Genomic DNA, 25,332 nt, shown 5'->3' with positions numbered 1-25,332 from the left:
TTTCCGTTCCGATCGCGTTTCTAACAATGTGGATAACTCAGGAGGCAAGGCAAATGCTATTCATTTATCTTGCGGAAAATAATTAAAAAGCACAAAAACCTTACCTACTATGAGAAAACTGTTCTCCGCCGGCTATACAAATGGCGCCGTAAGCTTTTCCATGCTGGTGCTCCGGGTGGTATCCGGTGGTCTGATACTCCTGCATGGCTGGCCCAAGCTGATCAATTTTACTGCCAAAATGAATTCTTTTCCGGATCCGCTGGGAGTGGGACATAAAATTTCTCTGGGAATGGTAGTTTTTGCAGAAGTGTTCTGCGCAGTGTTGCTGATCATGGGACTGTTGACCAGGCTGGCTTCTGTGCCATTGGTCATCTGTATGAGCGTGATTATTTTCATGATACACGGAAAAGACCCGGTATCAGAAAAAGAAATGCCCATCCTGTTCCTGGCGGCATTTGTAACACTGCTTTTTACAGGCCCCGGGAAGTTTTCACTGGACGGAGCTTTGGGCAAATAAAATTTTCAAGTAAACGTTAAGGATAAAATAGCGGAGGAACCATGTTTATCAGTACAACAACGATCAGGGTACGTTATGGGGAAACAGATCAGATGGGATACCTGTATTATGGCAATTACGGGCTGTATTATGAAGTAGGCAGGGCAGAAGCCATACGGGAGCTGGGATTCAGCTACCGGGAACTGGAAGAACAGGGTGTAATTATGCCGGTGGCAGAACTGAATGTAAAATACCTGCGGCCTGCCTTTTACGATGACCTGATAACGGTGAAGACTATACTGAAACAGTTGCCGAAAAGTTCTAAGATACAGTTTCACAGCGAGTTGTATAACGAAAAGAATGAATTGCTGAATGTTGGGGTGACCACACTGGTATTCATTGATGTGAAAACAAAACAGAAAGCCGGTTTACCGGAAGACCTGGAGAAAAGACTGGCACCGTTTTTTGAATAGCAGTATAAACAACGCGTATGGATAAGATCACCACCAGCATTATCACCATTGGAGATGAACTGCTGATAGGACAAACGATTGATACCAATTCCGCCTGGATGGCGCAGCAGCTGAATGCAATGGGAATCTGGGTACACCGGCGTGTAGCCATCGGCGATGTCCGGGAAGATATCCTTGATGCACTCACAAAGGAATCGGCGGTATCGGATATTGTACTGATCACCGGGGGGCTGGGGCCAACCGCTGATGATATTACCAAGCCCACGCTGTGTGAATATTTCAATACCAGGCTGGTACAAAACCAGGAAGCGCTGGATAATGTGCTGCATATTTTTGAAAGCAGGGGATTGCCTATGCTGCAAAGGAATATAGATCAAAGCCTGGTGCCGGAAGCGGCCACTGTCATTGAAAACAAGAGGGGCACAGCGCCTGGGATGTGGTTTGAGAAAGAAGGTAAAATATATGTATCCATGCCCGGAGTGCCACATGAAATGAAGGGGATTATGGAGAATTATGTGCTGCCAAAACTCGAGGCACATTTCAAAACCCCGGCAGTAGTACACCAAACCCTGGTTACTTCCGGTATGGGTGAATCTTTCATTGCTGAAAGACTGGTAGCTTTCGAAGCAAAGCTACCCCCTCATATCAAACTGGCGTACCTGCCCAGTTACAGCCTGCTGAAACTGCGCCTGACCGGGCAGGGGAAAGATAAATTGTCGGTAGCGGCAGAAGTGAGTATTTTATTCCACCAACTGAAGGCGCTGCTGGAAGATATCACCGTAACCGACCAGGATATTTCAATGGGAGAAGTGCTGGGAAAGCTGTTAAAGGAAAAAGGCAAAACCATGGGCACAGCAGAAAGTTGCACCGGCGGACTGATTTCCAGCTGGATCACAGCAGTTCCGGGCAGTTCCGTTTATTTTAAAGGGAGTGCGGTAACCTATGCCAATGAAATGAAGGTGAAGATGTTAGGAGTGAAACCTGAAACCCTGCAGGAGCATGGCGCCGTAAGTGAAGCTACGGTCCGTGAAATGGCCGCGGGCGCCTTAACACTGCTGCAAACCGATTACGTGATTGCTGTATCAGGCATTATGGGGCCAGACGGCGGTACGCCGGAGAAGCCTGTGGGCACCGTTTGGATGGCAGTGGCCAGTGCAGCAAAAACCGTCACTGTTAAATACCAGCTGCGTTACGACCGGGAACGGAATACACAAATGACAGCTGTTTATGCCATGAATGAGCTGCGGAAACTCATTCTGGAATAGGGATATTCGCCTATTTTGAATTGGTACAATTCCCTTATTTTTGTCCCGCACTAAAGCAAAAATCAATCTTATGGCCATTATAGAATTGGTAATGCCAAAAATGGGGGAGAGCATCATGGAAGCCACCATTTTGCGTTGGCATAAAAAGGCGGGGGATCACGTAAAAGTAGACGAAACCGTACTTGAAATTGCCACCGACAAAGTTGATAGCGAAGTTCCTTCTACTGCTGAAGGAGAGATCACTGAGATCCTCTTCAGTGAAAATGATGTAGTACCGGTTGGTACCGTCATTGCCCGCATTAATACCAATGCCTACGCTGCTGTGGCTTCCGCACCTGTTGCGCCCGCAGCACCTGTATCCACTGAACCAAAATTTACTACAGCACCAGCCTATACTCCTGCTGCTAAAGCGCCCGTTTCCGGTGGCGGCGCCAAATTTTATTCCCCGCTGGTACTCACTATTGCACAACAGGAAGGCATCAGTTTTTCCGACCTGGAAAAGATTCCCGGTTCCGGCAATGATGGCCGCGTAACCAAAAGGGATATCCTCCAGTTTGTGGCCGATCGCCGCGAAGGAAAAGTGATTCCGGATGTAACACCGGAACCTGCAACATCTACCGCAGCAGCCACCACCCGCCAGCCGGTGGTCACCACCACCGTGGCTTCGCCTACCTACAATGGTAATGTGGAAATCATTGAAATGGACCGCATGCGTAAACTGATCGCCAATCACATGGTGATGAGCAAACAAACCAGTCCGCATGTGACCAGTTTTGCTGAAGCAGATGTTACCAACATGGTAAAATGGCGGGATCGTGTAAAGGCGGATTTCGAGAAACGTGAAGGTGAAAAACTGACCTTTACACCGTTGTTTATCGAGGCTATCATTAAGTGTATCAAGCGTTTCCCGCTGATCAACTGCTCGCTCGACGGAGACAAGATCATCATAAAGAAAGATATCAATATAGGAATGGCTACGGCTTTGCCCAGCGGTAACCTGATTGTGCCGGTGATCAGGAACGCAGATATGCTGAACCTCACCGGTTTAACGAAACAGGTTAACTATATGGCTAACTCTGCCCGTCAGAATAAGCTGAAACCGGAAGATACTCAAAGCGGTACTTTCACCCTCACCAATGTAGGCACCTTCGGCAGCCTGATGGGAACGCCTATCATTAACCAGCCGCAGGTAGCCATCCTGGCGGTAGGCGCCATCAAAAAACGGCCGGTTGTAATTGAAACGGAAGAAGGAGATACCATTGGTATCAGGCATATGATGTACCTCTCCATGTCGTACGATCACCGGATTGTAGATGGTTCCCTTGGCTCTACTTTCCTGAGCGCCGTGGCACAGGAGCTGGAAAATTTCGATGCGAAAAGAGGAATTTAATATAAGCGTCTTTAAACAGGAATGCAGCAGGGAAAGCTCTCTGCTGCATTTTTTATCTTCCTGAAAACAAAAAAAGAGACGCCTGATAAAAGCGTCTCCTTAGTTCCTTAGTGCCGAATAAAGGGGATTTTATTAATAACGACGGTCGCGGGAACCATATCCTCCGCCGCCACGGTTATTACCACCGCCACCTTTGAAATTATTATTCGGTTGTTTAGGTCTAGCTTCGTTTACCATCAATTGCTTACCTTCGATTTCGCTGCCGTTCAAACTATCCATAGCCTTTGCTCCTTCTTCTTGATTAGGCATTTCCACAAAGCCAAAACCACGTGAGCGGCCTGTTTCGTGGTCTTTGATAACCTTAGCGGAGGTAACCTCTCCAAAATCGCTGAAAATCTGATGGAGATCCTCATCGTTCAACCTATAGTGCAGGTTGGCTACGTAAATGTTCATGATAACTGAAATTAAAAAAATGAAAAATAATATACTGAAGTTATGAAAATTACGCTAATAAAAAAGTTAGCGTTAAAATATTTTTGTATTTACCCGGTTTTTTACTACCGTTTGACATAGGTAGATCCTTTGTAGTGACCTGTTTGACCGGTGCGGAAATATTATTTAAAATAGTGCTCAGCAGCCTGAAAACCCTCCTTTTTACGGTTTTTTTTTCGTAAATTCAGCCTATGATCCATTAAATTAAATTCATATGGGAGCGTTAAGTGAAACATGGTTTGCAGATGGTTATGTAGACTTTGAGCTGAAAAAGTACACACTATTAGCTTATTTACAGGACATCAATCAACACTTCACACAGAGCAAGCTGTACCCGCAGTTGTCAGACATTATCTTTCATTACAACAACCTGATAGCGTTCCGGGATAACAAACAGTTTTTACAGCAACAGTTTCCAAAAAGACTAACGGCAGTGAACATCCAAAAACTGGAATTACTGTATGAACAACTGATTGCGGATGACGAGCTGATGGAGGAACTGGAATCTATTATCCAGTATTCCCTGCCTCAGCTAGACAACACTATCAAAGGGGGAACAGAAATTTATGAGTATGTGGCAGAGCATCTCAATATTTTCCCGGTAGGACTGGTGCCACTGGAAACCAAGGAAGGGTACCTGCTGCTGTGCGATGGCCGGGGAAAACAAACGTTGGTTTATACCTACCGGCTCACCATTTTTGAAAGGCACGATGAAAAGTACCGGGGCATTCATACGCAATACCTTCAGGCCTATAAAAAGGACCTGGTACATACGATCAGTCATATTAAGAGCATGCTGATCCGGGAACGCAACAGTTTACCCAACCCTGCTGTATATTGCGTGGAAACGCCTTTAGTGGTGCCTGTTAATGAAACGCTGTTGCCGGTGGCTAAAAGGAGCCTGGTGAAATATATTGCACAGGAGGCTGCGTAGCGTTAGTTCAACGCCGGCGTACTGGTTTCTCCTTCGTACCGGACCTCCAGGGTATGATCTTTCAGGAATGGGGCATAATACTGCTCCATTACCTTCTTTATTTTCTCTTTTGACTGCTGTATATAAGTGGGATTGCTTTCCAGCTGGGCGCGGGAGGTTTGGTAGAGTTTTTTCTGTACATCCGTATAGGTTTCATCATCCTGGAACAGCAGCCAGCCCTTACGGTTGGACGTTTCCATTTTATCCATTTTCAGTTCATAACTGAGCAGGCGGGGGGCCGGTAAGCTGATAATGATCTTCTTATCAGTCATTTGTACTTTAAATGATTTATCATCGATATTTACCCCGTATTTGGCCTGGTAGGGAATGGTTACCCATATGGTGTTTTCGAGGAATGTTTTCTTCAGGTTGTCGGTCCAGTCGCCACTGTTTTCAATATTACTTCTTTTGATACTGGCGCTTCCCTGCACATCCAGGCTGGCCAGTTCTGCAATTTCCTTTACAATAGTGCTGTTGGAAATTACCTGCTGGCTCACATTGGTGCTGCCAAAGCGTTTGCCCAGCCAGAATACCAGGAGCGTAAATAATATAAATACAACGAGGTAAAGGATCTTCTTCATACCTGTAAATGTAATAAAAAAACAGGGAGGCTTATAGCGGATAGGCGTTAACGTTATCTCGTAAGACTATCAATAAGTGTGGCATGTTCCGGATATGCTGTCTGTAGTGGCGCTTTTTCAGCCAGTTCAAAATCCGCGAAATCGAATCCCGGCGCAACAGTGCAGCCGGCCAATGTATAGCCTCCCGGCACTTCTACGCGGGAAGCAAACCAATTGCCCGCTGTAATGATCACCTGTAAACTTTCATTGTTTTGGATATCGCGTCCCAGCTTATGTACCAGCAATTCTCCGCCGGGGGCTATTTCGTAGATCGTTAATGTATTGCCATCATAAAAATGCCAGATCTCGTCCGCGGCAATGCGATGGAATGCGGAAAATTCCCCCTCTTCCAACAAAAAATAAATGCAGGTGGAAGCGTTGCGGTTACCACCCATACCGGCCGGAAGTGTAGCCATATCAAGTACCCATTGAGAGCGGTAGGTTTCGCGGAATGCGCCGCCTTCAACATGGGATTGCAGTTTCAGTTGTTCACGCCAGTGGGCGGCAGAATATTGCATAGTGATGCCTGTTAGGACCGGTAAATTAAAGAAAAAGTATGTTATTGCATCTCTTCGTATATAGCACAGGGTTATACCTCGCGTGATTACACCGGGTAGTGTGCAAATGCACAGTATCCATTTTTTAACTGGCTACGGCTACCTGCTGCAGGTTGTTCACCGGCATGTGCGCAATAGTTCCTGTTGCACCTGCAAAATAAGAAGGCGCTTCGTGATTAAAAAGTAAATAATCTTTAATAAACATGGCCTGGTTATACCATGGAGTGGCCGCAACATGCGTTTGCCATTCCGGTAAGTTCAGCTGGCGCAGGGCGCTCAGGGCTGTTTTATAACGGATCATCCGGGCATACAGCTGGGGCGGAATACCTACTATTTTGCTGAACAGCCTCTCCAGGGTGGGGCGGGAAAGCCCGTAGCGCGCTGTCAGTTCTTCTATACTCACATTTCCCTGCCTGATTAACAGGTAGTCTGCCATATCATCTACCTCGCGAAGGTTACCGGGCTGCTCTGAAAGCGCATATAAACAGGCATTGTCCAGCAAGGATTCTATTCGTTGCGGGTCCTTTTCCAGTTGGAGAGCGGCTATCAGCTCCTGCCATATAGGTTGTGCGGTCGTAAGGTTACGATAGTAATTAGTAAAGTTGGCTGCATCCATTCCTAAAAGCCGGTAGCCTCCATAAGCATTCAGCTGTACAACTGCTGCTTTTACCGGTCCCTGTACCTGTAACTGGCAGGCGCAGGTGAGGTGCCCTAATACCGAGCCGGCTGGCAGGGTAAATGCCTTGTGATTCACCGGTTTCACTTCTGCCTTCCCCTCAAGGATGAATACCATGTACTGATCGCCCAGGGCAAACAGGTTTTGTGGCAATTGAATAATGCCACGGGTATCATCTTCCCAGTAATAATATTGTTTTACAAATGGACGCAATGCATCCGCAGGATGATGAATATGGAAGTTCATAGGTACAAAAATGTGGTGTTTAAGGATATCGCTATCGCTGCAGATCACACCATACACTGAAAGTGGCGATGTTAATGTAAATATATGTTAAATAATTTATATTAACGAAAATATATTTGGGGAGAGAAAAAGGCTGGGAGAGAAGGGGTTATTTGAGTGTTTTTAACAGGTCTTTTGCGGGAACTTCTATTGGATTGCCATTTTTATCTCCTACAACCAATTTTTTGTTTTCCGCTGCACTGGATTCAACGAGCTTACGCCTTGCCTTTTTCATGCCTTGCATCACTTTTAGCGGAAAGTTCCATTAATTCTTTTTCTTTATTGCTCATGGTGGTTGCTTTGTTTTAAAATAACATCCCAAATATAAGATTTAATGACCAGTTTAATAGTATTGCCGGAACCCAATATTACCTCTTCCGGGGAAGTGTACATATTATCAATAACCAACCAGTGATCACAGATTGGAATTTACAGGGTTATAAGATTTTTAATTCCCCTGTAAAATCTTCGTTTAATTATTTCCGATGGAATATTATGGCCGCCTTCCAATACCCTCCTGGCTACTCTGTTTATTGCAAATGCAGGTGATTTGAGCCAGAAAAAAAGTAAGATAACTTCATATCCAATTGCCTGAGCTGTTGTAATTAATGAAACGTAACTTCTTGTAGCCAGGGTGGTTTCAAATGCAAAGTCTACTTTCTCCAGCATTAGCTCATTAATCTTTATTAACATTATCCTTCCAGCTTGTAACGCAACACTTTCAGGGTTATCAGGACATATGCTGGTAGCAATGACATCAGCATTCACAAATTCTTTGCATCGAAACATTTCAGGTAAAAAAGTTAAACTGGCGGTTGTTTTACCGGCCCCATTGCAGCCAGCCAGGATATATAATTTCGGCATTTTTCAAAATTGCACGACCCCTCAGTTATCAACTGTTGACCCAACACCCGCTGTTCCCGTATTAACAAAAGAGGCTGTATCATAAATAACTTTTACCCGATTTTACTCGGGTACCGGGTGGAGAAAATTTTCGTATTTGCGATTCTCACACCCATTAAGTTAGTTATGATACAGCCTCTTCTGTATATCAGTTAATTTACTGCGCCGGGTCCCAGCCCCAGTTGATGCCCTTTTCTGTGGCAGGCACGCCGCTTTCCAGCCATTGCGGAGCTGGTGCGCCTTTCAGGAAATGGTCAAAGAACTGTTGTTCCCTGCGCTGAATATCTTTACGGTTCTGACGTTGTATGAGGTTATGCGCTTCATTGTTATAATTCAGCAACCATACGGGCTTGCCTAAACGACGTAAACCGGTAAACATTTCAATGCCCTGGTACCAGGGTACAGCGCCATCGGCATCATTTGCCATGATAGCTACCGGTGTGTTCACCCGCGGGAGATTGAACAACGGGGAGTTTTCAATATACAGCTCAGGCTTTTCCCATAAGGTGGCGCCTATACGGCTTTGTGAATGCTCGTACTGAAACTGTCTGTTCATGCCACTTTCCCAGCGGATGCCGCCATAGGCACTGGTCATGTTGGCAACGGGAGCACCTGCCCATGCTGCTTTGAATAGGTTGGTCTGGGTAATGAGGAAAGCCACCTGGTAGCCACCCCAGCTCTGACCCTGGATACCCATATTTTTACCATCTGCCCAGGGCTTTTTTGCCAGGTCTTCTGCAGCGCTTACAATATAATCATATGCGCTTTTGCCGGGATAACCGTTTTCATAGCTGATATCCGGTGCAAACACCAGGTAACCGCGACTTACAAAAAATGAAATATTCAACCGCGATGGTGTTGGCGCCGGCGCCTGGTAACTGTACAGCCCATCAGTTAATTTCTCGTAGAAATAAAAGATCACCGGGTACCGTTTGGTGCTGTCAAAATTTTCGGGCTTATAAAGAATGCCTTCTGCAGGTTTCCCGCTGAAGGTGGTCCACTTGTACAGCGATGCGGTGCCCCAGTTGTATTCTTGTTGCTGGGGATTGGTATGACTGATCTGTACAGCTTTCGCGATATCATCTCCCGTAAAAACATCAGGAGAGAGTTCATACCGGCTACGGGTATACGAAAACACATCGGCATCCTTTGCTTTCAACAGATCGATGTAAGTATAAGGGCCCAGTACTACCGGTTGCAGGTTAGCGGCCCTGCCGGATTTACGCGGCAGGTCGAGCGAATAGAAACCATTGTATTTGGTGCTGTCCTGGAAGGCGGTTAGCATCAGCCGATCGCCCGGAAGGAAAAATTTCTTTTCAGGGTCCAGCCGCAGGTAACGCAGGCGGGTCCTGTTTTTCCGGCCAATATTATTTGTAATGTTCAGTGGGGCGGTTTTGCCGCTGGGATCTGTTTGCCATATATCGTAACGGTCGTAGATATACACATAGCTATCATCTTTCATCCAGCCTGCGATGCCATATGCATCCGGTACATCGGGATGATCATCTTCCTCATCGTATACTTTTGCCGGGATACTTTTGCTGAAGCTTACTGTTGCGCCGGTAGCGTTATTGTAACTGAACCATTCCCGGTTTACCAGGTCGTACCAAATGATATATTTCCCGTTAGGGGAGATGAAAAAATTACCGTCCAGCTTTTCTTTGATCTTTTTCCTGGTGCCGTCACTGATGTTAACGAGGTAAGCTGTTTTGAGCGTGCGGCCTACCCATTGCAAGGGAATACGCTCGCCCTTGTCCGTATAGCCGAGCGCGTTAGGACTGTTTCCTTCCGCAGCGGTGATCACGGTTTCAAGGTCTTTATCACTTAGCTGGACCACACGTTTACTACCGGGATAATATACGGCGGCATAACTTCTCTTCAGTTCTTTATCTACATTTTTTAACTGCATGGGTTGCAGGTAATCATCTTTATAATTCCAGATATCCACTTTGGCCACTTCAAAATCCACGATGTTGGTATCTTTCACCGGTGGTGTGGGCGCAGTGCCGAAGAAGAGGCGCTGCCCGTCTTTACTGAAATAGATCAGGCTGTTGGGGCTGATGCTCCAGTTGGCGGGAATGCCGCTGCTGTTTTTATCGGCTACTTCATAGGCGCTGTCCTGCCCCGGTTTGAAGTAGTAGAGTTTATAGAATTGCTGTAATGCCCTGGCAGAGTCGCGGGTACCAAAGTAAGCTGCCTGTTCTCCTTTTTCATCGAATGCAAATTGTTTATAATCGCTGTGGCCGTTGCTCAGTGCAGTGGCTTTCCTGGTGGCGGTATGCCACAGCAGTACACCGTTGCGCGACAGCGAATCTTTTTTATCTGCCTTTGTTTCGATGAGCAGCTGGTTGCCCGGTTTGCTGAAAGTGAATTCGGTCACGTTTTTTACGGTGTCCTGTATGCCGCCAGACAGCAAACGGATCACCAGTGTGCCGCTTTCATTGCCGGCAGGCGGCGTTTTATCGTCATCAGCCCGATCGTTGCCGATATCTGCTTCCGGTGCTTTATTCCTTTTATTCCTGGCGCTATCTGCGGCCGGTTTTTCCAGCAGGTAGGCGAGCAGGCCGCTGCCTTTTTCCGGTGTCTTAAAAGACTTTACACCGGGGAATTTCACGATGCCTGGTTGTCCAAGGGTAATGATAGCCAGGGAGTCTTTCGGCATTTCTGCCGGTTTTTTCTTTTTGATCCTTGCTTCGCGGGTATCTTTAAAAAAAGGTTTAATGCTGCAGATCACGTAGCGGGAATCCTCTGTAATAACAGGGCTGCTGCCACGATCAATGGTAGTAGCCTGGCCCGTTTTCCGGTCATAGATCACCAGGCTGGCATCGCCTTCCTGTGGTATCACTGAATACACTATCCACTGGCCGTTGTTACTGATCAGTTTAGTGCCAATGCTTTGCCAACTGTCATAAACACTGTGATCCAGTGGCTTTTTTGCAGGTTGTTGTGCATAGGTAAAAAGGGAAGCACCCAGGAGGGATACCCCTAATAAAACTTTTCTCATAAGCGCAAAGTAATAATTACGGCGCTCAAGTTACAAATAAATGAGGATGAGCGGAGGTATTACGAGGCCGTTTTGCCCTTTGCCACACGCAGCATCTGCAGCCCAACGGAGAGAATGATACAACCCAGCCCGGCATAGAAAGCATTATTCAGCAACTTGTTTTCATGGAATAGCAGAAAGGCCATCACGATGCTGTAAACCGGTTCCAGGTTGAAACAAAGGTTTACGGTAAAAGGGGAGATCCTTTTTAATGCGCTCATACTCAGCAGGTACATCAGCACGGTGCAGAACCAGGCCAGCACCAACAGGTAAATGATATCCGGTGATGAGGGCAGGAGGGAAGGTACCGGGAACAGGTAAAGATATAATGGCATGGCCATACTGAGCACAATGAAACCTGTTGACAGCTCATAAAAAGTAATGGTGTAGGTATCAAAACGTTTGATCAGTCTTTTATTGAATACGGTGAACAGTGCCGCAAACATGGCGGAGATAATGCCAATTATAATGCCGGTGCGGTATTGGGTATCGAAATGGAAAATGAGCAGGATGCCCAAGAGGGTAAGCATGCTCAGTAACATTTCGGCCACGTCAAAGCGGCGCCTGTTAATAAGCGGGTCGAATATGGCGGTGAACAGGCTGGTAAGCGAAAAGCAGATCACGCCGATAGATACATTGGAGTATTTGATACTGCCGTAAAAGAAAAGCCAGTGAAGGGCCACTATCACACCGGTGCCGCCAATGGGCAGGATATCTTTCCAGGGAAGTTTTTTAAAGGTGCCCTGGATGCGGAATAAAATGTATAAAGTAACGGAGGTGATCAGTAACCGGTACCATACCAGCAGTCCTTCGTTGAGAGAGATCAGTTTGCCCAGTATCCCTGTAAATCCAGCCAGGAACACCGAAAGGTGTAGCTGGAGAAATGCTTTTTTCATGGTCTGTAAAATGTATTTAGGGATCTGTTCATCTATAGATAAATGAACAGATCCCTAAATGCTATGCAATTGAGATGATTTTATTAATTCTGCAATCTTCTTTTATAATTGCGGAAAAGGCTTTGCCATTGTATTTTGAGCACGCCGAGTATGCCTTCTTTTACGATGCCTTTGCTCATTTTTGAGTATCCTTCTTTCCGGTCTTTAAAGGTGATGGGTACTTCTTTTATTTTGAAGCCAAGCTTCCAGGCGGTGAATTTCATTTCTATCTGGAAAGCATAGCCTACAAACTGTATCTGGTCGAGGTTAATAGACTCCAATACCGTGTTGCTGTAACATACAAACCCCGCGGTAGGGTCTTTTACCGGCATCCAGGTGATCATACCTACGTAAATGGAGGCGCCGTAAGATAATACGGCCCTGTCCCAGGGCCAGTTTTCGGTTTTACCGCCTTTTACATAGCGGGAACCTACGGATACATCTGCTCCTTCTTTGGCGCAGGCCTCATACAGGCGCGGAAGATCTTTCGGGTTATGCGAAAAATCCGCGTCCATTTCAATAATGTAGCGGTAGCCCCTGGCCAGCGCCCATTTGAAGCCGTGGATATAAGCTGTGCCCAGGCCTTGTTTGCCGGATCTTTCTTCCAGGAACAATTCGCCGGGATGTTGTTGCTGCAGCGATTTTACGATAGCGCCGGTGCCGTCGGGCGATCCGTCATCCACAATAAGAACATGAAAATCCTGCTGTAAGGAAAATACAGCGTCAATGATGTTACGGATATTATCCTTTTCATTGTACGTAGGAATGATGACAAGCTTTTCCAATTCAGCAGAAGATATTTTTGGACTGCGAAAATAATTCAATTCCGGCGCAAGATATGATGTTCCCCGATAACATTACATTTTTTTTAACATCATATTATGGAAGATCTCAGTCAGTTTTTGTTTGGTATTGAGTGGAAAATCCGCTTTCATCATCCAGTCGTAGTACTGGGGCTCTGCCTTTAACACCTCTCTCACGGAGCGGCCTTTGTATTTGCCAAAGTTAAACACTTCCTGACCGCCCTGCATCACCAGCCGGCGTGCAAAGTCGATATAATCTTCTTCTTTGGTGAAATCGGCCAGAGAGTCGATATCCTGCTGCAGCTGTTCATACCGGCCCAGCTGGGCTTCCAGGATCTCATAGGTGGCCAGTGCGTCGGCTTCGGCGCTGTGCGCATTTTCCAGCTGTTTATCGCAGTAGAACTTGTAGGCGGCGCCCAGGGTACGTTTCTCCATCAGGTGGAAGATGCGCTGTACATCCACAAATTTGCGTTTGGAGACATCGAATTCGATATCTGCCCGCAGGAATTCCTCTACCAGTAAGGGAATATCGAAGCGGTTGGAATTATAACCTGCCAGGTCGCAGTTTTCCATGAACTGTTTCAGCTCGTGTGCGGCCTGTTTAAAGGAAGGTGCGTCTTTTACATCCTCGTCCTTAATACCATGAATTGCTGTAGATCCGGCAGGGATCGGCATTCCGGGGTTTATGCGTTTCACTTTCGACTGTGTGGTTTTATCCGGAAACACTTTAATGATAGCAATTTCAATGATACGATCTGAAGCCACGTTGGTTCCGGTGGTTTCAAGATCGATTACGGCCAGCGGCCTTTTGAGGAGCAAGGAAGGCATTATGAATAATTTATAATTTTGTTTAATGTATTTGTTTGTCTGACGGCAATAATGCTTTCAGTTTGCTAAAATCGAGGCCATCGTAAGTACCGGAGCTCATCAGCAGCAGGTTGGTATCCTGGTATTGCTGTGCTGCCAGGAATGCTTCCAGTGTTTCCCGGTTGTGGAAAACATGGAGGTCATTACGGCCGAAGCGTTCTGCAATCAGCCCGGGCGCAAGGTCTGGCATTCTCTTTATTTCGAGCGCATGTTTGCTGTAGAATACAACGGCGATATCTGCTGTATCGAGAGCGCCCTGATATTGTTCCAGGAAATCTGCATTTAAACTACTATAGGTATGTAATTCCAGTACGGCGATCAGTTTTCTGTCCGGAAACTGGTTCCTCGTGGCTTCCATAGTAGCCTTCACTTTGGAAGGTGCGTGTGCAAAATCACGGTAAATAACGCAATGGTCGTTTTTAGCTACCAGTTCCAGCCGTTTTGCAGCGCCCTTAAAGGTAGCAATTGCCGCCAGGAATTCCGCATCAGAGAGGCCCAGTTCATTACAAACCAGTTTGGCGGCATGGAGGTTCAGCAGGTTATGATCCCCGAAAACTTCCAGGCTGGCCTGGTTTTCCCCGAAAATAACCCGGGTGATGCCATTGGTGATGGTATGTTCCGGCAGCGCATAGGGCACCAGTTTAAGGTGGGTGCCGGTTGCTGTTACCAGGCTTACCAGCTCTTTATCCGTACTGTTGTAGATGAGCACCTTTCCGGGTTCCATCTGCCTGATAAAAATGGCAAACTGTTCTTTATATATTTCGTAAGTAGGAAATACATTGATATGATCCCAGGCAATCCCCGTTAATACAGCAATTTGCGGATGCAGGAAGTGGAACTTGGGCCGCTTTTCAATGGCGGATGCAGGATATTCATCGGCCTCGCAAACAATTACAGGGGCATCTGTAATATTTACGGATTGTGCGAACCCTTCCAGCCTTGCGCCTACCAGGTAGTCGAACGATTGATGGTTCAGCTGCAATGCGTGCATGACCATGGCTGTAGTAGTGGTTTTACCATGACTTCCCCCGATGGCTACCCTTGTTTTATTTTTACTTTCCTGGTAGATATATTCCGGGAAAGAATAAATCTTCAGCTGTAGTTCCCTGGCTTTTATCAGCTCGGGATTGTCGTCCCGGGCATGCATGCCCAGGATAACGGCATCCAGATCCGGCGTTATCCGGGCAGGGTCCCAGCCGGTGCCGGCCGGTAAAATGCCTGCCTGTTGCAGGTTCGACAGTGCCGGTTCGAAAATTTCGTCGTCGCTGCCGGTTACCTGGTAACCTTTATTTTTAAGCGCAATGGCCAACTGATGCATTACGCTGCCGCCTATGGCAATAAAATGTACTTTTGTCATAACGCTGAATATTTTCGGCCAGCCGAAAATTACATTGTTGTTTTTTTTAATGTATTTTCTATATTTGCAAATATAACGTTACAAAAGACGATTAAAAAAGTAGTCGTATCATATTTCCTTTGAAAATTCGTTTTAGTCATAAATTAATAAAACTGCCAGTATGCAATCTTATGTAAGAATTTTGGGCTACACCGCTATGGTTTGTATCTTTGCCGCTTTCTTAACGTCCTGCGCAAGCCATCAGAAATTGGGCTGTCCAATGAAGGGCATGGCCAAGTCGCCTGCAATGGAACATAACAAAGCATGTTAAATGAATTGGAAAACGTTAACCAGTGAGGAACAACTATCTGAAATCAATGCGGCATCAGCGCATCAGCCGGTAGTGATTTACAAGCACAGCACGCGATGCTCTATCAGCTCAATGGCCAAGGCCAGGTTGGAACGGTCGGCTGTACCGGAAGGGTTAACGTTTTATTACCTGGACCTGATCGCTTACCGCCCGGTATCCAATAAAATTGCGGAAATATACCATGTTCAGCACGAGTCTCCCCAGGTACTGGTGATCCGTAACGGCGAATGTGTTTACAATGAAAGTCACAGCGGCATTGTAATGGATGAAATAGTTGCCCGGGCTGGCGTATAACCATCCAAATAGGCTAGCTTTGTAAATTCAACAGCATAGCCAATGAAACATCGTATAGTAGTAGCAGTTACAGGGGCGAGTGGTTCCATCTACGCCCGCCAGTTGTTGCAGAAGCTCAGCGCAGCGCATGAACAGCTGGACCAGGTAGCCGTGGTGATGACCGAAAACGCCAAAACCGTCTGGGAAACAGAGCTCAGAGACGAAGATTATAAACAACTCCCTTTTCGTTTTTATACCCAACAGGATTTTCATGCGCCGTTTGCCTCCGGGTCCGGCCGCTTTAACACCATGATCATCTGCCCCTGTTCTATGGGCACGCTGGGGCGCATTGCTACCGGTATTTCCAACGACCTCATCACCCGTGCGGCAGATGTAGTGCTGAAAGAGCGAAGAAAACTGATCTGCGTGGTAAGGGAAACTCCCTACAATCTTATTCACATTAAAAATATGGAAGCCGTTACCCTGGCTGGTGGTATCATTTGCCCGGCCACGCCTTCCTTTTACAGTTTACCTGCCAATCTCGAAGAAATGGCCGCTACCGTAGTGGACCGCATCATAGACCTTGCAGGCCTGGAACAGCAAACTTACCGCTGGGGAGGCGATAGTAATAATAGAGAGGATTAATTATCTTAGAACTTCATTCTATAACCATTATCATGCAAATAGCAATCATTAACGGACCTAACCTGAACCTGCTGGGCAAGCGTGAAACAGGCATTTATGGCAGTGAATCTTTCGAACATTATTTCAAGCACCTGCAAAAGCAATTCCCGGCAGTAACTTTTACCTATTTCCAGAGCAATGTGGAAGGTGAGCTGGTGAACTATCTGCATGAAGTGGGCTTTTCATATGACGGCGTTTTGCTGAATGCGGGCGCTTATACACATACCTCTATTGCCATCCGTGATGCCATTGCAGGCATTAAAACGCCGGTAATGGAAATTCATATCAGTAATGTATATGCCAGGGAGGAATTCCGGCATACTTCCCTGATTGCGCCCAAATGTATCGGCTGTATCTGCGGGCTTGGGCTGAAAGGTTACCAGCTGGGGGTGGAGTATTTTGCTATGAATGATTTGTAGCGCGGAAATTGTCTTGGAACACTGATTACGCTGATTTTGATGATTAGCTTGATTTTTGTTTTTTGAATTTGTTTTTTGATTTTATTTTTTGAAAAGATAAAGGGGAGATAAAAGCATAACTGCTTCTATCTCCCCTCATTATTTCATAAAATCAAAAAGTAAAAATCAAGCTAATCATCAAAATCAGCGTAATCAGTGTTCCAAGACAAAATCCGCTGCTAGCAACAACCGGCTTCCTGTTCCTTGAAAGCTTCTCTTGGCTTCAGTCCCAGCAATTCGAACATCATGTGGTCTTCTTCAAAGGAAGGGTTGCCCGTAGTGAGCAGCTTTTCACCGGTGAAGATGGAGTTGGCGCCCGCCATAAAGCACAAAGCCTGGTCGGACATACTCATTTCTGCACGGCCGGCGCTCAGGCGTACCATGGCTTTGGGCATCAGGATGCGTGTGGTGGCAATCATGCGTACCATATCCCAGAACTCTACTTTTGGAAGGTGCTCCAGGGGAGTGCCTTTCACGCGTGTGAGCGCATTGATGGGTACGGAATCGGGATGGGAAGGAAGGCTGCTGAGTGTCCACAGCATGGCGATACGGTCTTCATGCGATTCGCCCAGGCCGATAATACCGCCACAGCATACGCTTACACCGGCTTTTCTTACATTTTCCAGTGTTTGTAAACGGTCGTCGTAAGTGCGGGTAGTGATAATTTCTTCGTAGTGGTCGCGGGAGGTATCGAGGTTGTGATTATAGGCAAACAACCCGGCATCGGCCAGTTTTTTTGCCTGTTCCTCGTTCAGCATGCCTAATGTGCAGCATACTTCCATACCCAGTTCATTAACGCCTTTTACCATATCCAGCACCCGGTCAAAGTCGCGGTTGTCGCGCACTTCACGCCATGCGGCGCCCATGCAGAAACGGGTGGAACCCGCTTCTTTCGCTTTCTGTGCATAACTCATCACGTCCTCTTTTTTCAGGAGGCCATGCACATTGATATCAGTATTATATCTGGCAGCCTGCGGGCAATAAGCGCAATCTTCAGGGCATCCGCCTGTTTTGATCGATAAGAGGGTGCAAACCTGCACTTCTGCTGTATCCTGGTATTCACGGTGAATAGAAGCAGCACGGTACACTAATTCCAGCAAGGGAGTGTTGTAAATAGCTTTAATTTCTTCTAACGTCCAGTCATGACGGATCATAGATCTGATTTTGTTTGAATAGCAAACGTAGCAAATTATTACGAAATACAATGACCAATTACAGGAGCGTTTTAGAAGGAAATTTGATTATTCTGTTGAAATACATTTAATTGCGGGACTCAATTTAAATAACCAGCATCCAGAAAACCATTTCTATGAAACATTTCCCTAACGGCAGCAGGCTGTCCGTACTTTTTCTTTTTGCCGTTATGGCATTTTCCAGTTGCAGTAAGAATGATGATGACCCGATTGTACCGCCACCACCTGTGTACACGCTGGATCAGCTGTACAACCAGGCTGTTGATGACGCTATGATCGCAGACAGCAGCGAAATCAGCACAGCACTATGGCCCATCACCCCGGATAACCCCGACCTGCAATGGAAAACCATCAATGGTCAGCAGTATGTTTTAATGGGTACCTTTATGCGCTTCCCGGGCAGCTATCCGGCAGGAGACTCCATCAACACCGTTTGGGGTGAATCCTGGCTGTTTATTCCCAAACAGATGAAAGACCGCATAGGGCCTTCTTTTACTGCTACATCAGATACCATTCAGCGCATCTGCCAGTTATTGGGACTGCCTCCTGTAAATGCAAAAACAAATACCCATATTGCTACCATGTGGGTAAATGCCTCGAGGCTGTACCGGCCGGCCGGCAATCCCGCCATCACTACCAAAACCACCGGTGCAGTGCCTATCAGTGGGGTACCGGCGGATTTTTCCACATGGTTTAATAACTACATCATTTTCGCTTATTACCGCCCTTTAACATCGGCTACGGATGCTCACTACCCGTGGACCAGGCTGGGTTATACGTACGACTGGGCGCCAGGCGCCAGCAAAGTGGGTTTAAGCGAATACGTAATGCAAGCCTCTTCCGGCGCCTGGGTGGAGAAGGTGAACAGGGCGGCGGACTTCTTTAAGAACTAACGCGGATTTTGTCTGACTCAGGATTATGATGATTTTGCTGATTATAGTTTTTTAGATTTATAGCAGATCAGAGCGGATTTGCCTTTTTATGATGATTTCGCTGATTTTATTTTTAGATTTTTATTGTTACTGTTAAGGGAGATGAGAACGGATATATCCGCTTTCATCTCCCTCAATATTTTATAAAAATTTAAAAAAATAAAATCAAATTAATCAGCAAAATCATCATAATCCTGAGTCAGACAAAATCCGCTGCGATCCTACAAATACTGGAAATTCGTTTTCGGTGTAATGCTCAGCAATGTCTGGTAAATCAGCTGGATGGTGTTTTCAATATCATCTTTCTTTACCATTTCCACGGTGGTGTGCATATAGCGCAATGGTAAACTGATCAGCGCTGAAGGCGTACCGTCGTTGCTGTAGGCGAAGGCGTCGGTATCGGTGCCGGTACTGCGGCTTACTGCATGCAGCTGGTGAGGGATATCGTTCTTCTTGGCAGTTTTGATGATGAGATCACGGAGGATGTTATGTACTGCAGGGCCGTAAGTGATACTGGGACCGCCGCCGCATTTTATTTCCCCTTCAATATTCTTGTTGATCATGGGGGTAGTGGTATCATGGGTTACATCCGTGATGATGGCCACATTGGGCTTAATGCGCTTGGCAATCATTTCCGCACCGCGTAAACCCACTTCTTCCTGTACGGCATTTACAATATAAAGACCAAAAGGTAACTGTTGTTTCTTTTCTTTCAGCAGACGGGCTACTTCGGCAATCATAAAACCGCCGATACGGTTGTCGATAGCGCGGCAGATGTAATAGTCGTAGTTCAGCTCTTCAAAACCATCTTCAAAAGTACATACGCAACCTACGTGTATGCCCAGTTCTTCCACTTCTTTGCGGGAGCGTGCGCCGCAATCGAGGAAAATGTTTTCCACCTTTGGCTGCGGCTCTTTACCATCGCCGCTGCGGATACGGGTGTGAATGGCCGGCCAGCCGAATACCGCTTTCACGATGCCTTTTTCGGTATGGATATTCACTCTTTTGGAAGGAGCGATCTGCTGATCGGAGCCGCCATTGCGGATTACATAGATCAGTCCTTCAGGGGAGATGTAGTTCACAAACCAGGAGATCTCGTCGGCATGGGCTTCTATCACCACTTTAAATTCCGCTTTGGGATTGATAACACCCACTGCTGATCCGTATGCATCTACAAAATATTCATCGATGTAGGGAGTAAGGTATTTCAGCCAGAGCTTCTGTCCTTCTTTCTCAAAACCGGTAGGAGAGGGGTTATTCAGGTAGCTTTCGAGGAATGCCAGTGATTCCTTGTTGAATATTGATTTCTGTTTTTTAGACATAATATTTCCAGATTGTGACTTGACAAATGTAAGGAAAACGAGGGATTGTGCTGCGTAGTGTTAAACGATCATAAGATGTAATACCGCCGACAGCGCCATGAATCCGTCCAGCACAAAGTAGAACAGGTAATCAGAGCTGGTCTGCTGCGCTTTGCGGGTAATGAGCGCCGTAGCCATCACCGGCGCCAGCAGCGTAACGATGGCGGGGAGCGTGGTGTAAGGCCACATCAAAGCCGCGCTTACTGTTGCTACCAGCAGGGAGCCGTAGTAAAGCCGCATCAGGTTCTTCACATCCAGGGCAGTGATCAGGCTGCGGATACCTTCCTTTTTATCTGATTCCAGGTCGCGGTAGTCAAACAGGATACAGATCGCATAGATAAGGCCGAAGCGGTGTATGGTAAGGTATACGAGTGGCTGGGTGGCTGCATTGCCTGCAACCAGCGCCGGAAGTACTGTAGTTACATAGGTCCATACAAAGGTGAGGAATAAGGTTTTACCGATGGCTATTTTACTAAGCCAGCGGAAGGCTTTGTGCGGCACTTTGGGGGCTGAATATAAAAAGGTGAGCACCGCGCTGCCGCTCAGTACCAGCCAATGTTCCCGCAGCTGCCAGAAGAACCATAAAGAGCCGGCCAGTCCTACGCCACATAAAATAAGCATCAGGGTACGGTGACGGTTACCCCAAAGTATCCTTTCTGAAGCCGAATAGGTGCCGGGTGTAAGGTACCAGTGAAAATTATAGCTGCAGATCGTGGAAAAGAAAACAAAAAGATAAAAGGTGTTTTGCGGATAATGGAGGGCCAGTAACTGGTTGGTTTGCCAGATCATCAGGATGGCGCACCCGGAAATATAGACGGAGGTAAAAAGAATAAGATTAAAAAGGTTGCGGAACATATGTTTAGCTTTTAGCATTCCGCCTTTTAGTAAATAAGGGTACTAAAAGGCGGACGCCATTTGCTACAAAGGTATATTGCCATGTTTTTTTCGCGGCATATTTACCACTTTATTTTCAAGCATTTTGAAAGCCTTGATCAGTTTGATACGGGTCATTTCCGGTTTGATCACTTCATCGATATACCCTTTTTCTGCTGCCAGGTAGGGGTTTGCGAACCTTTCCGTATAATCGGCCACCAGTTCATTCATACGGGCTTCCGGGTCGGATGCGGCATCAATTTCCCTTTTGAAGATGATCTCCACGGCGCCCCTGGCGCCCATTACAGCAATTTCGGCCTGTGGGAAAGCGAAGTTAAGATCGGCGCCGATGTGTTTGGAATTCATTACGCAGTAAGCGCCGCCGTAGGCTTTGCGGGTGGTAACGGTGAGCTTGGGCACGGTGGCTTCGCTGAGCGCATACAACAGCTTGGCGCCGTTGGTGATGATACCATTCCATTCCTGGTCTGTTCCCGGCAGGAAACCGGGCACATCTACCAGTACCAGCAGGGGAATATTGAAAGCGTCGCAGAAGCGGGTAAACCGGGCGCCCTTTACAGAGGCGTGGATGTCCAGTACACCGGCCAGGTGAGCCGGCTGGTTGGCTACTATCCCGATGCTTCTGCCGGCAATGCGGGCAAAGCCCACGATCATGTTTTCCGCAAAATTTTTATGTACTTCAAAGAAGCTGCCGGCATCAGTGATCTGCTCAATCGCTTCTTTCATATCATATGGCTGGTTGGGGTGGTCGGGGATCAGCGTGTTAAGGGCTTCCCTTATTTCATTGCCTGGCTCGTAAGGGTATACCGGCGCTGTTTCTTCACAGTTTTGCGGCACATAGCTGAGGAGCTGTTTGATATACTGTATACATTCTATTTCGTTGGCACAGGCAAAATGGGTTACGCCGCTTTTGGATGCATGTGTTTGTGCGCCGCCCAGTTCTTCTGAAGTTACTTCCTCATGGGTAACGGTTTTTACCACGTTGGGGCCGGTCACAAACATATAGGAGGTTTGTTCCACCATCATGATGAAGTCGGTGATAGCAGGGGAATATACAGCGCCGCCGGCGCAGGGGCCCATAATAGCAGAGATCTGCGGGATCACGCCGGAGGCCCTGGTGTTGCGGTAAAAGATATCGGCATAGCCGCCAAGACTTACCACTCCTTCCTGGATACGTGCGCCACCGCTGTCGTTCAGGCCAATAAGAGGGGCGCCATTTTCCATGGCGAGGTCCATGATCTTGCAGATCTTGCGGGCATGTGGTTCGGATAAACTACCGCCATATACAGTGAAGTCCTGTGAAAAAACGTAGGTGAGCCGGCCATGGATAGTGCCGTAACCCGTTACCACGCCGTCGCCGAGGAACTGTTCCTGATCTGCCGTGAGCCCGCGGTTGCGGTTGGTGACCAGCATATCCAGTTCTTCAAAAGAGCCTTCATCCATCAGCAGCTGTATCCTTTCGCGGGCGGTGAGCTTACCTTTCTTATGCTGGGAAGCGATACGTACCTCTCCTCCGCCAAGCATTGCTTCGGCGATCTTTGCCTGTAGTTCTTCTAGTTTATCCATATGCTAAAAATCAAGAGTAAAGCTAAAAATAAAAGGATCCCTTTCAGAAAAGGAATCCTTAAATGTATGATATTTTAGAATGTAAATGTTTGTCAGGGAATGTTGTATGGTATTTTGGGGGTAGCGATGGTATCGCTGAAATTCCCGGCATTATCGCGGATAAATACCAGGAAATGGATACTGTCGTTCGGACTCTGGTAGGTCCTGAAGTCCTGTGTTTCCAGCCGGATCGCTACTTCTGCTTTAACGCTGTTTCCCCTGTTGGCGCCAATTTCAGGCATACGTCTTACAATATAGAAGGTGTCCTGGATCTTGGTATCATAGATAGGGGCTATCTGCAGGGTATCTTCTATATCACCGTCGCCGTCCTGTACATCGAGTGTAACAAACATCAGCTGGGTACTGGTCACCACGCTGTCAACCGAATATCCTTTAAAGCTGAGAATGGGCTTGGTACCTATTTTATCCTTTTTACAGGCATAAAACACCCCGGCCAGCAGGAACAAAAACAGAATTTTCTTCATAAAACAAACCTACATTAATTTAGGAAATATACAAATATTCAGTTATCGCTATCCATCTATACCAAAACGTTTTTTTGTGACAATTGTTACTTACTGCGCATAGATTTATTCTTCTCCCTAACTTTGTGCGATTTTAAACTGAGCTTTACATGACTGCCGTATCACCGGAATATATATTTTCATTAACCGAAAGTGGGCTGGAAGCCGCTGCCCTTGAGCTGTTTCAGTACCAGTACCGGGAAAATGACCTGTACAGGGCCTATACGGATGCTCTGCGCATCCGGCCTGCTTCGGTGAAAAACATTCTTGAAATTCCCTATCTCCCCATACAGTTTTTCAAATCACATACCGTGGTAAGCGGGCAGTTTACCCCTGAACTGATCTTCGAAAGCAGTGGCACCACCCAAACGGTGAACAGCCGTCACCTGGTAAAGCATTCCGCTGTCTATACCCAAAGCTTTATGACGGCCTTTGAGCAGTTTTACGGCCCGGTGAGCGACTATGTGGTGCTGGGCCTGTTACCTTCCTACCTGGAGCGGCAGCATTCCTCGCTGGTACGGATGGTGCAGGAAATGACCATCCGCAGCGGACATGAGGAAAGCGGCTTTTACCTGTATGAGCATGATAACTTGTTCCGGCAGCTGCAAGCCCTGGAAGCGCGGGGCCAGAAGGTATTGCTGATCGGCGTTACCTTCGGCCTCCTGGATTTCGCGGAGCAGTATACCCTTTCCCTGAAAAATACGATAGTCATGGAAACAGGAGGAATGAAGGGAAGAAGGGAGGAATGGACCCGCGATGAAGTGCATGCTTTCCTGAAAGAACGGCTGGGCCCTGCCTGCATCCACGCGGAATACGGCATGACAGAACTGTTATCGCAAGCCTATTCCAGGTGTGATGGCCTGTTTGAAACGCCTGCCTGGATGAAAGTGCTGCTGAGGGATGAAAATGACCCTTTCCAGCTTACTGCCGGCAAAGGCGCCGGCGTAATGAACGTCATTGACCTCGCCAATATTTATTCCTGTGCATTCATTGCCACCGAAGACATTGGCCGTATGCATGCCGATGGCCGGTTTGAAGTACTGGGCCGCCTCGATAATTCTGCCCTCAGAGGCTGCAGCCTGATGGTTAGCTAGAGTGTTAAATTTATATTATATGTTATCGTCCATAGCGGCGAGATGCAGGAGTGCCGGTAGTTTCCCGGGATCGTGCATGATAGCGGAAAGGGACGACATATAGGGGAAGGAGTGATGATCCATTCCGAATTTATGCAGCAGGTACACATCCAGTTGTTCGGGGGAAGTATGCCCCTGTATATAATCGCCCAGGTAAAAAAGGAAGCGTTGTCTTTCCTTTTCAGACAATAACACCAGCGCTACCTTATCTTTCAGGCTGTTGTGCTGGCCCGACCGGAAAATCTTCAGCGCCTGTTTGTAATGCGCTATTGTCATTTCTTCAGCAGATGAAGGTAACAATTGTGTACAGAAATAATCCACCGCTATATCGTCAAAGAAGCCGGCTCCTTCATCGGCTCCCGGCTCATTGTGCCAGGTGGCCCATTGGATCAGCTGCTCCGTTGTGATATAGCCGGTAAGCATTGCTTCCAGCTGGTGCATAACTCCTTCACGGGTAGGGGTGGTATCGGAAGCATGGGAAATAGCAGTTACAATATCCTGGTAATAATGTTCATTGATTTCACTGGCAGTCTGGAACAGCAACCTGCTCACTTCAGTGTTTGAATCTTCTCCGGCCTTTTGCTGCAGCGGGGATACGCTGCGTAATTCATCTATTACTTCCTGTCTTGTTTTAGTACCACGTAAATATGCCTTCAATAATGTTACAAAGTAAACGGACGTTACAGGCGACATTTCATTTTTCATGGGCCGAGTATTTCATATTTCATTGGGTACAGGGCCAAAAATAGGATAAAATGCTGAATAGTAGACAACGGTTCCGCACCATTTACCAT

General features: G+C 46.9%; 27 protein-coding genes. 10 read left to right on the top strand and 17 right to left on the bottom strand.

From position 1 onward, the window contains the following. The first annotated feature begins 109 nt into the window (after positions 1-109). The 4 genes from FN124_RS02335 to FN124_RS02320 all read left to right on the top strand — a co-directional run bounded on the left by FN124_RS02335 (position 110) and on the right by FN124_RS02320 (position 3,624). On the top strand, positions 110-517 hold the full coding sequence (locus tag FN124_RS02335) for a DoxX family protein (RefSeq protein ID WP_142683177.1): 408 nt from the start codon (positions 110-112) through the stop codon (positions 515-517). Positions 518-558: 41 nt separating this feature from the next. After that, positions 559-969, top strand: coding sequence for an acyl-CoA thioesterase (locus FN124_RS02330; protein ID WP_142683176.1), 411 nt, complete (start codon positions 559-561; stop codon positions 967-969). A 17-nt stretch (positions 970-986) separates the two neighbouring features. Beyond that, positions 987-2,234, top strand: a complete 1,248-nt coding sequence (locus tag FN124_RS02325) for a competence/damage-inducible protein A (protein WP_142683175.1) — start codon at positions 987-989, stop codon at positions 2,232-2,234. 70 nt (positions 2,235-2,304) lie between these two features. After that, positions 2,305-3,624 (top strand): dihydrolipoamide acetyltransferase family protein, encoded by a 1,320-nt coding sequence (locus FN124_RS02320; RefSeq protein ID WP_142683174.1) that lies wholly within the window; start codon positions 2,305-2,307, stop codon positions 3,622-3,624. A 132-nt stretch (positions 3,625-3,756) separates the two neighbouring features. Here FN124_RS02320 and rbp read toward each other — a convergent pair whose 3' ends face one another. After that, on the bottom strand, positions 3,757-4,077 hold the full coding sequence (rbp, locus tag FN124_RS02315; protein WP_079468754.1) for an RNA-binding regulator: 321 nt from the start codon (positions 4,075-4,077) through the stop codon (positions 3,757-3,759). A 253-nt stretch (positions 4,078-4,330) separates the two neighbouring features. Here rbp and FN124_RS02310 point away from each other — a divergent pair, with 253 nt between their 5' ends. Next, the gene (locus tag FN124_RS02310) at positions 4,331-5,050 is read left to right on the top strand and encodes a hypothetical protein (RefSeq protein ID WP_142683173.1); all 720 of its coding nucleotides are present in this window, start codon (positions 4,331-4,333) and stop codon (positions 5,048-5,050) included. Positions 5,051-5,052: 2 nt separating this feature from the next. Here the strand turns inward: FN124_RS02310 and FN124_RS02305 are convergent, their stop codons facing one another. From FN124_RS02305 to FN124_RS02265, 10 genes are all read right to left on the bottom strand, one after another. Then, complete coding sequence (locus FN124_RS02305) at positions 5,053-5,670, bottom strand: DUF4230 domain-containing protein (protein WP_142683172.1); 618 nt, start codon at positions 5,668-5,670, stop codon at positions 5,053-5,055. 53 nt (positions 5,671-5,723) lie between these two features. After that, entirely contained in the window at positions 5,724-6,227 is a 504-nt protein-coding gene (locus tag FN124_RS02300; protein ID WP_142683171.1) for a cupin domain-containing protein, read from the bottom strand. 124 nt (positions 6,228-6,351) lie between these two features. Then, entirely contained in the window at positions 6,352-7,188 is an 837-nt protein-coding gene (locus FN124_RS02295) for a DUF6597 domain-containing transcriptional factor (protein ID WP_142683170.1), read from the bottom strand. A gap of 148 nt (positions 7,189-7,336) precedes the next feature. Then, entirely contained in the window at positions 7,337-7,471 is a 135-nt protein-coding gene (locus FN124_RS31345; protein ID WP_512745571.1) for a DUF8506 family protein, read from the bottom strand. A 185-nt stretch (positions 7,472-7,656) separates the two neighbouring features. Beyond that, on the bottom strand, positions 7,657-8,091 hold the full coding sequence (locus FN124_RS02290; RefSeq protein ID WP_142683169.1) for an ATPase: 435 nt from the start codon (positions 8,089-8,091) through the stop codon (positions 7,657-7,659). A 196-nt stretch (positions 8,092-8,287) separates the two neighbouring features. Next, positions 8,288-11,134 (bottom strand): alpha/beta hydrolase family protein, encoded by a 2,847-nt coding sequence (locus FN124_RS02285; RefSeq protein WP_142683168.1) that lies wholly within the window; start codon positions 11,132-11,134, stop codon positions 8,288-8,290. A gap of 59 nt (positions 11,135-11,193) precedes the next feature. Beyond that, the gene (locus FN124_RS02280) at positions 11,194-12,069 is read right to left on the bottom strand and encodes a DMT family transporter (RefSeq protein WP_142683167.1); all 876 of its coding nucleotides are present in this window, start codon (positions 12,067-12,069) and stop codon (positions 11,194-11,196) included. Positions 12,070-12,152: 83 nt separating this feature from the next. Next, positions 12,153-12,893: a polyprenol monophosphomannose synthase gene (locus tag FN124_RS02275; protein ID WP_142683166.1), complete on the bottom strand. Its 741-nt coding sequence runs from the start codon at positions 12,891-12,893 to the stop codon at positions 12,153-12,155. A 72-nt stretch (positions 12,894-12,965) separates the two neighbouring features. Further along, positions 12,966-13,739: a 3'-5' exonuclease gene (locus FN124_RS02270; protein ID WP_142683165.1), complete on the bottom strand. Its 774-nt coding sequence runs from the start codon at positions 13,737-13,739 to the stop codon at positions 12,966-12,968. 22 nt (positions 13,740-13,761) lie between these two features. Further along, positions 13,762-15,135: a UDP-N-acetylmuramate--L-alanine ligase gene (locus FN124_RS02265; protein WP_142683164.1), complete on the bottom strand. Its 1,374-nt coding sequence runs from the start codon at positions 15,133-15,135 to the stop codon at positions 13,762-13,764. Between the two features lie 310 nt (positions 15,136-15,445). On the opposite strand from FN124_RS02265, the gene ytxJ reads away from it, so the two are divergent. From ytxJ to aroQ, 3 genes are read left to right on the top strand one after another with little or no spacing between them, the layout of a single operon-like run. Next, positions 15,446-15,778, top strand: coding sequence for a bacillithiol system redox-active protein YtxJ (gene ytxJ, locus FN124_RS02260; protein WP_142683163.1), 333 nt, complete (start codon positions 15,446-15,448; stop codon positions 15,776-15,778). Between the two features lie 42 nt (positions 15,779-15,820). Beyond that, positions 15,821-16,402 carry a UbiX family flavin prenyltransferase gene (locus tag FN124_RS02255; RefSeq protein ID WP_142683162.1) on the top strand — a complete coding sequence of 194 codons (582 nt, stop codon included), beginning with the start codon at positions 15,821-15,823 and terminating at the stop codon, positions 16,400-16,402. A gap of 32 nt (positions 16,403-16,434) precedes the next feature. Next, complete coding sequence (aroQ, locus tag FN124_RS02250; RefSeq protein WP_142683161.1) at positions 16,435-16,860, top strand: type II 3-dehydroquinate dehydratase; 426 nt, start codon at positions 16,435-16,437, stop codon at positions 16,858-16,860. Positions 16,861-17,078: 218 nt separating this feature from the next. Here aroQ and bioB read toward each other — a convergent pair whose 3' ends face one another. Beyond that, positions 17,079-18,053, bottom strand: a complete 975-nt coding sequence (bioB, locus tag FN124_RS02245; protein WP_142683160.1) for a biotin synthase BioB — start codon at positions 18,051-18,053, stop codon at positions 17,079-17,081. Positions 18,054-18,208: 155 nt separating this feature from the next. On the opposite strand from bioB, the gene FN124_RS02240 reads away from it, so the two are divergent. Next, positions 18,209-18,985: a hypothetical protein gene (locus tag FN124_RS02240; protein WP_142683159.1), complete on the top strand. Its 777-nt coding sequence runs from the start codon at positions 18,209-18,211 to the stop codon at positions 18,983-18,985. A 260-nt stretch (positions 18,986-19,245) separates the two neighbouring features. Here FN124_RS02240 and FN124_RS02235 read toward each other — a convergent pair whose 3' ends face one another. From FN124_RS02235 to FN124_RS02220, 4 genes are all read right to left on the bottom strand, one after another. After that, positions 19,246-20,346 carry a M42 family metallopeptidase gene (locus FN124_RS02235; protein WP_142683158.1) on the bottom strand — a complete coding sequence of 367 codons (1,101 nt, stop codon included), beginning with the start codon at positions 20,344-20,346 and terminating at the stop codon, positions 19,246-19,248. Positions 20,347-20,406: 60 nt separating this feature from the next. Beyond that, the gene (locus FN124_RS02230) at positions 20,407-21,240 is read right to left on the bottom strand and encodes a UbiA family prenyltransferase (protein ID WP_185937063.1); all 834 of its coding nucleotides are present in this window, start codon (positions 21,238-21,240) and stop codon (positions 20,407-20,409) included. Between the two features lie 63 nt (positions 21,241-21,303). Continuing rightward, complete coding sequence (locus FN124_RS02225) at positions 21,304-22,842, bottom strand: acyl-CoA carboxylase subunit beta (RefSeq protein ID WP_142683156.1); 1,539 nt, start codon at positions 22,840-22,842, stop codon at positions 21,304-21,306. 92 nt (positions 22,843-22,934) lie between these two features. Further along, complete coding sequence (locus tag FN124_RS02220; RefSeq protein ID WP_142683155.1) at positions 22,935-23,366, bottom strand: hypothetical protein; 432 nt, start codon at positions 23,364-23,366, stop codon at positions 22,935-22,937. Between the two features lie 149 nt (positions 23,367-23,515). On the opposite strand from FN124_RS02220, the gene FN124_RS02215 reads away from it, so the two are divergent. Further along, a complete protein-coding gene (locus tag FN124_RS02215) occupies positions 23,516-24,499 on the top strand; it encodes a LuxE/PaaK family acyltransferase (protein WP_142683154.1) in 984 nt (327 codons plus the stop codon). A 15-nt stretch (positions 24,500-24,514) separates the two neighbouring features. Here the strand turns inward: FN124_RS02215 and FN124_RS02210 are convergent, their stop codons facing one another. Continuing rightward, on the bottom strand, positions 24,515-25,243 hold the full coding sequence (locus tag FN124_RS02210) for a hypothetical protein (protein ID WP_142683153.1): 729 nt from the start codon (positions 25,241-25,243) through the stop codon (positions 24,515-24,517). Between the last annotated feature and the right edge of the window lie 89 nt (positions 25,244-25,332).

Origin of the sequence: Chitinophaga polysaccharea (assembly GCF_902150045.1) — a bacterium.
Lineage (GTDB): Bacteria > Bacteroidota > Bacteroidia > Chitinophagales > Chitinophagaceae > Chitinophaga > Chitinophaga polysaccharea_A.
This window is presented reverse-complemented; position numbering and strand designations above follow the sequence as displayed.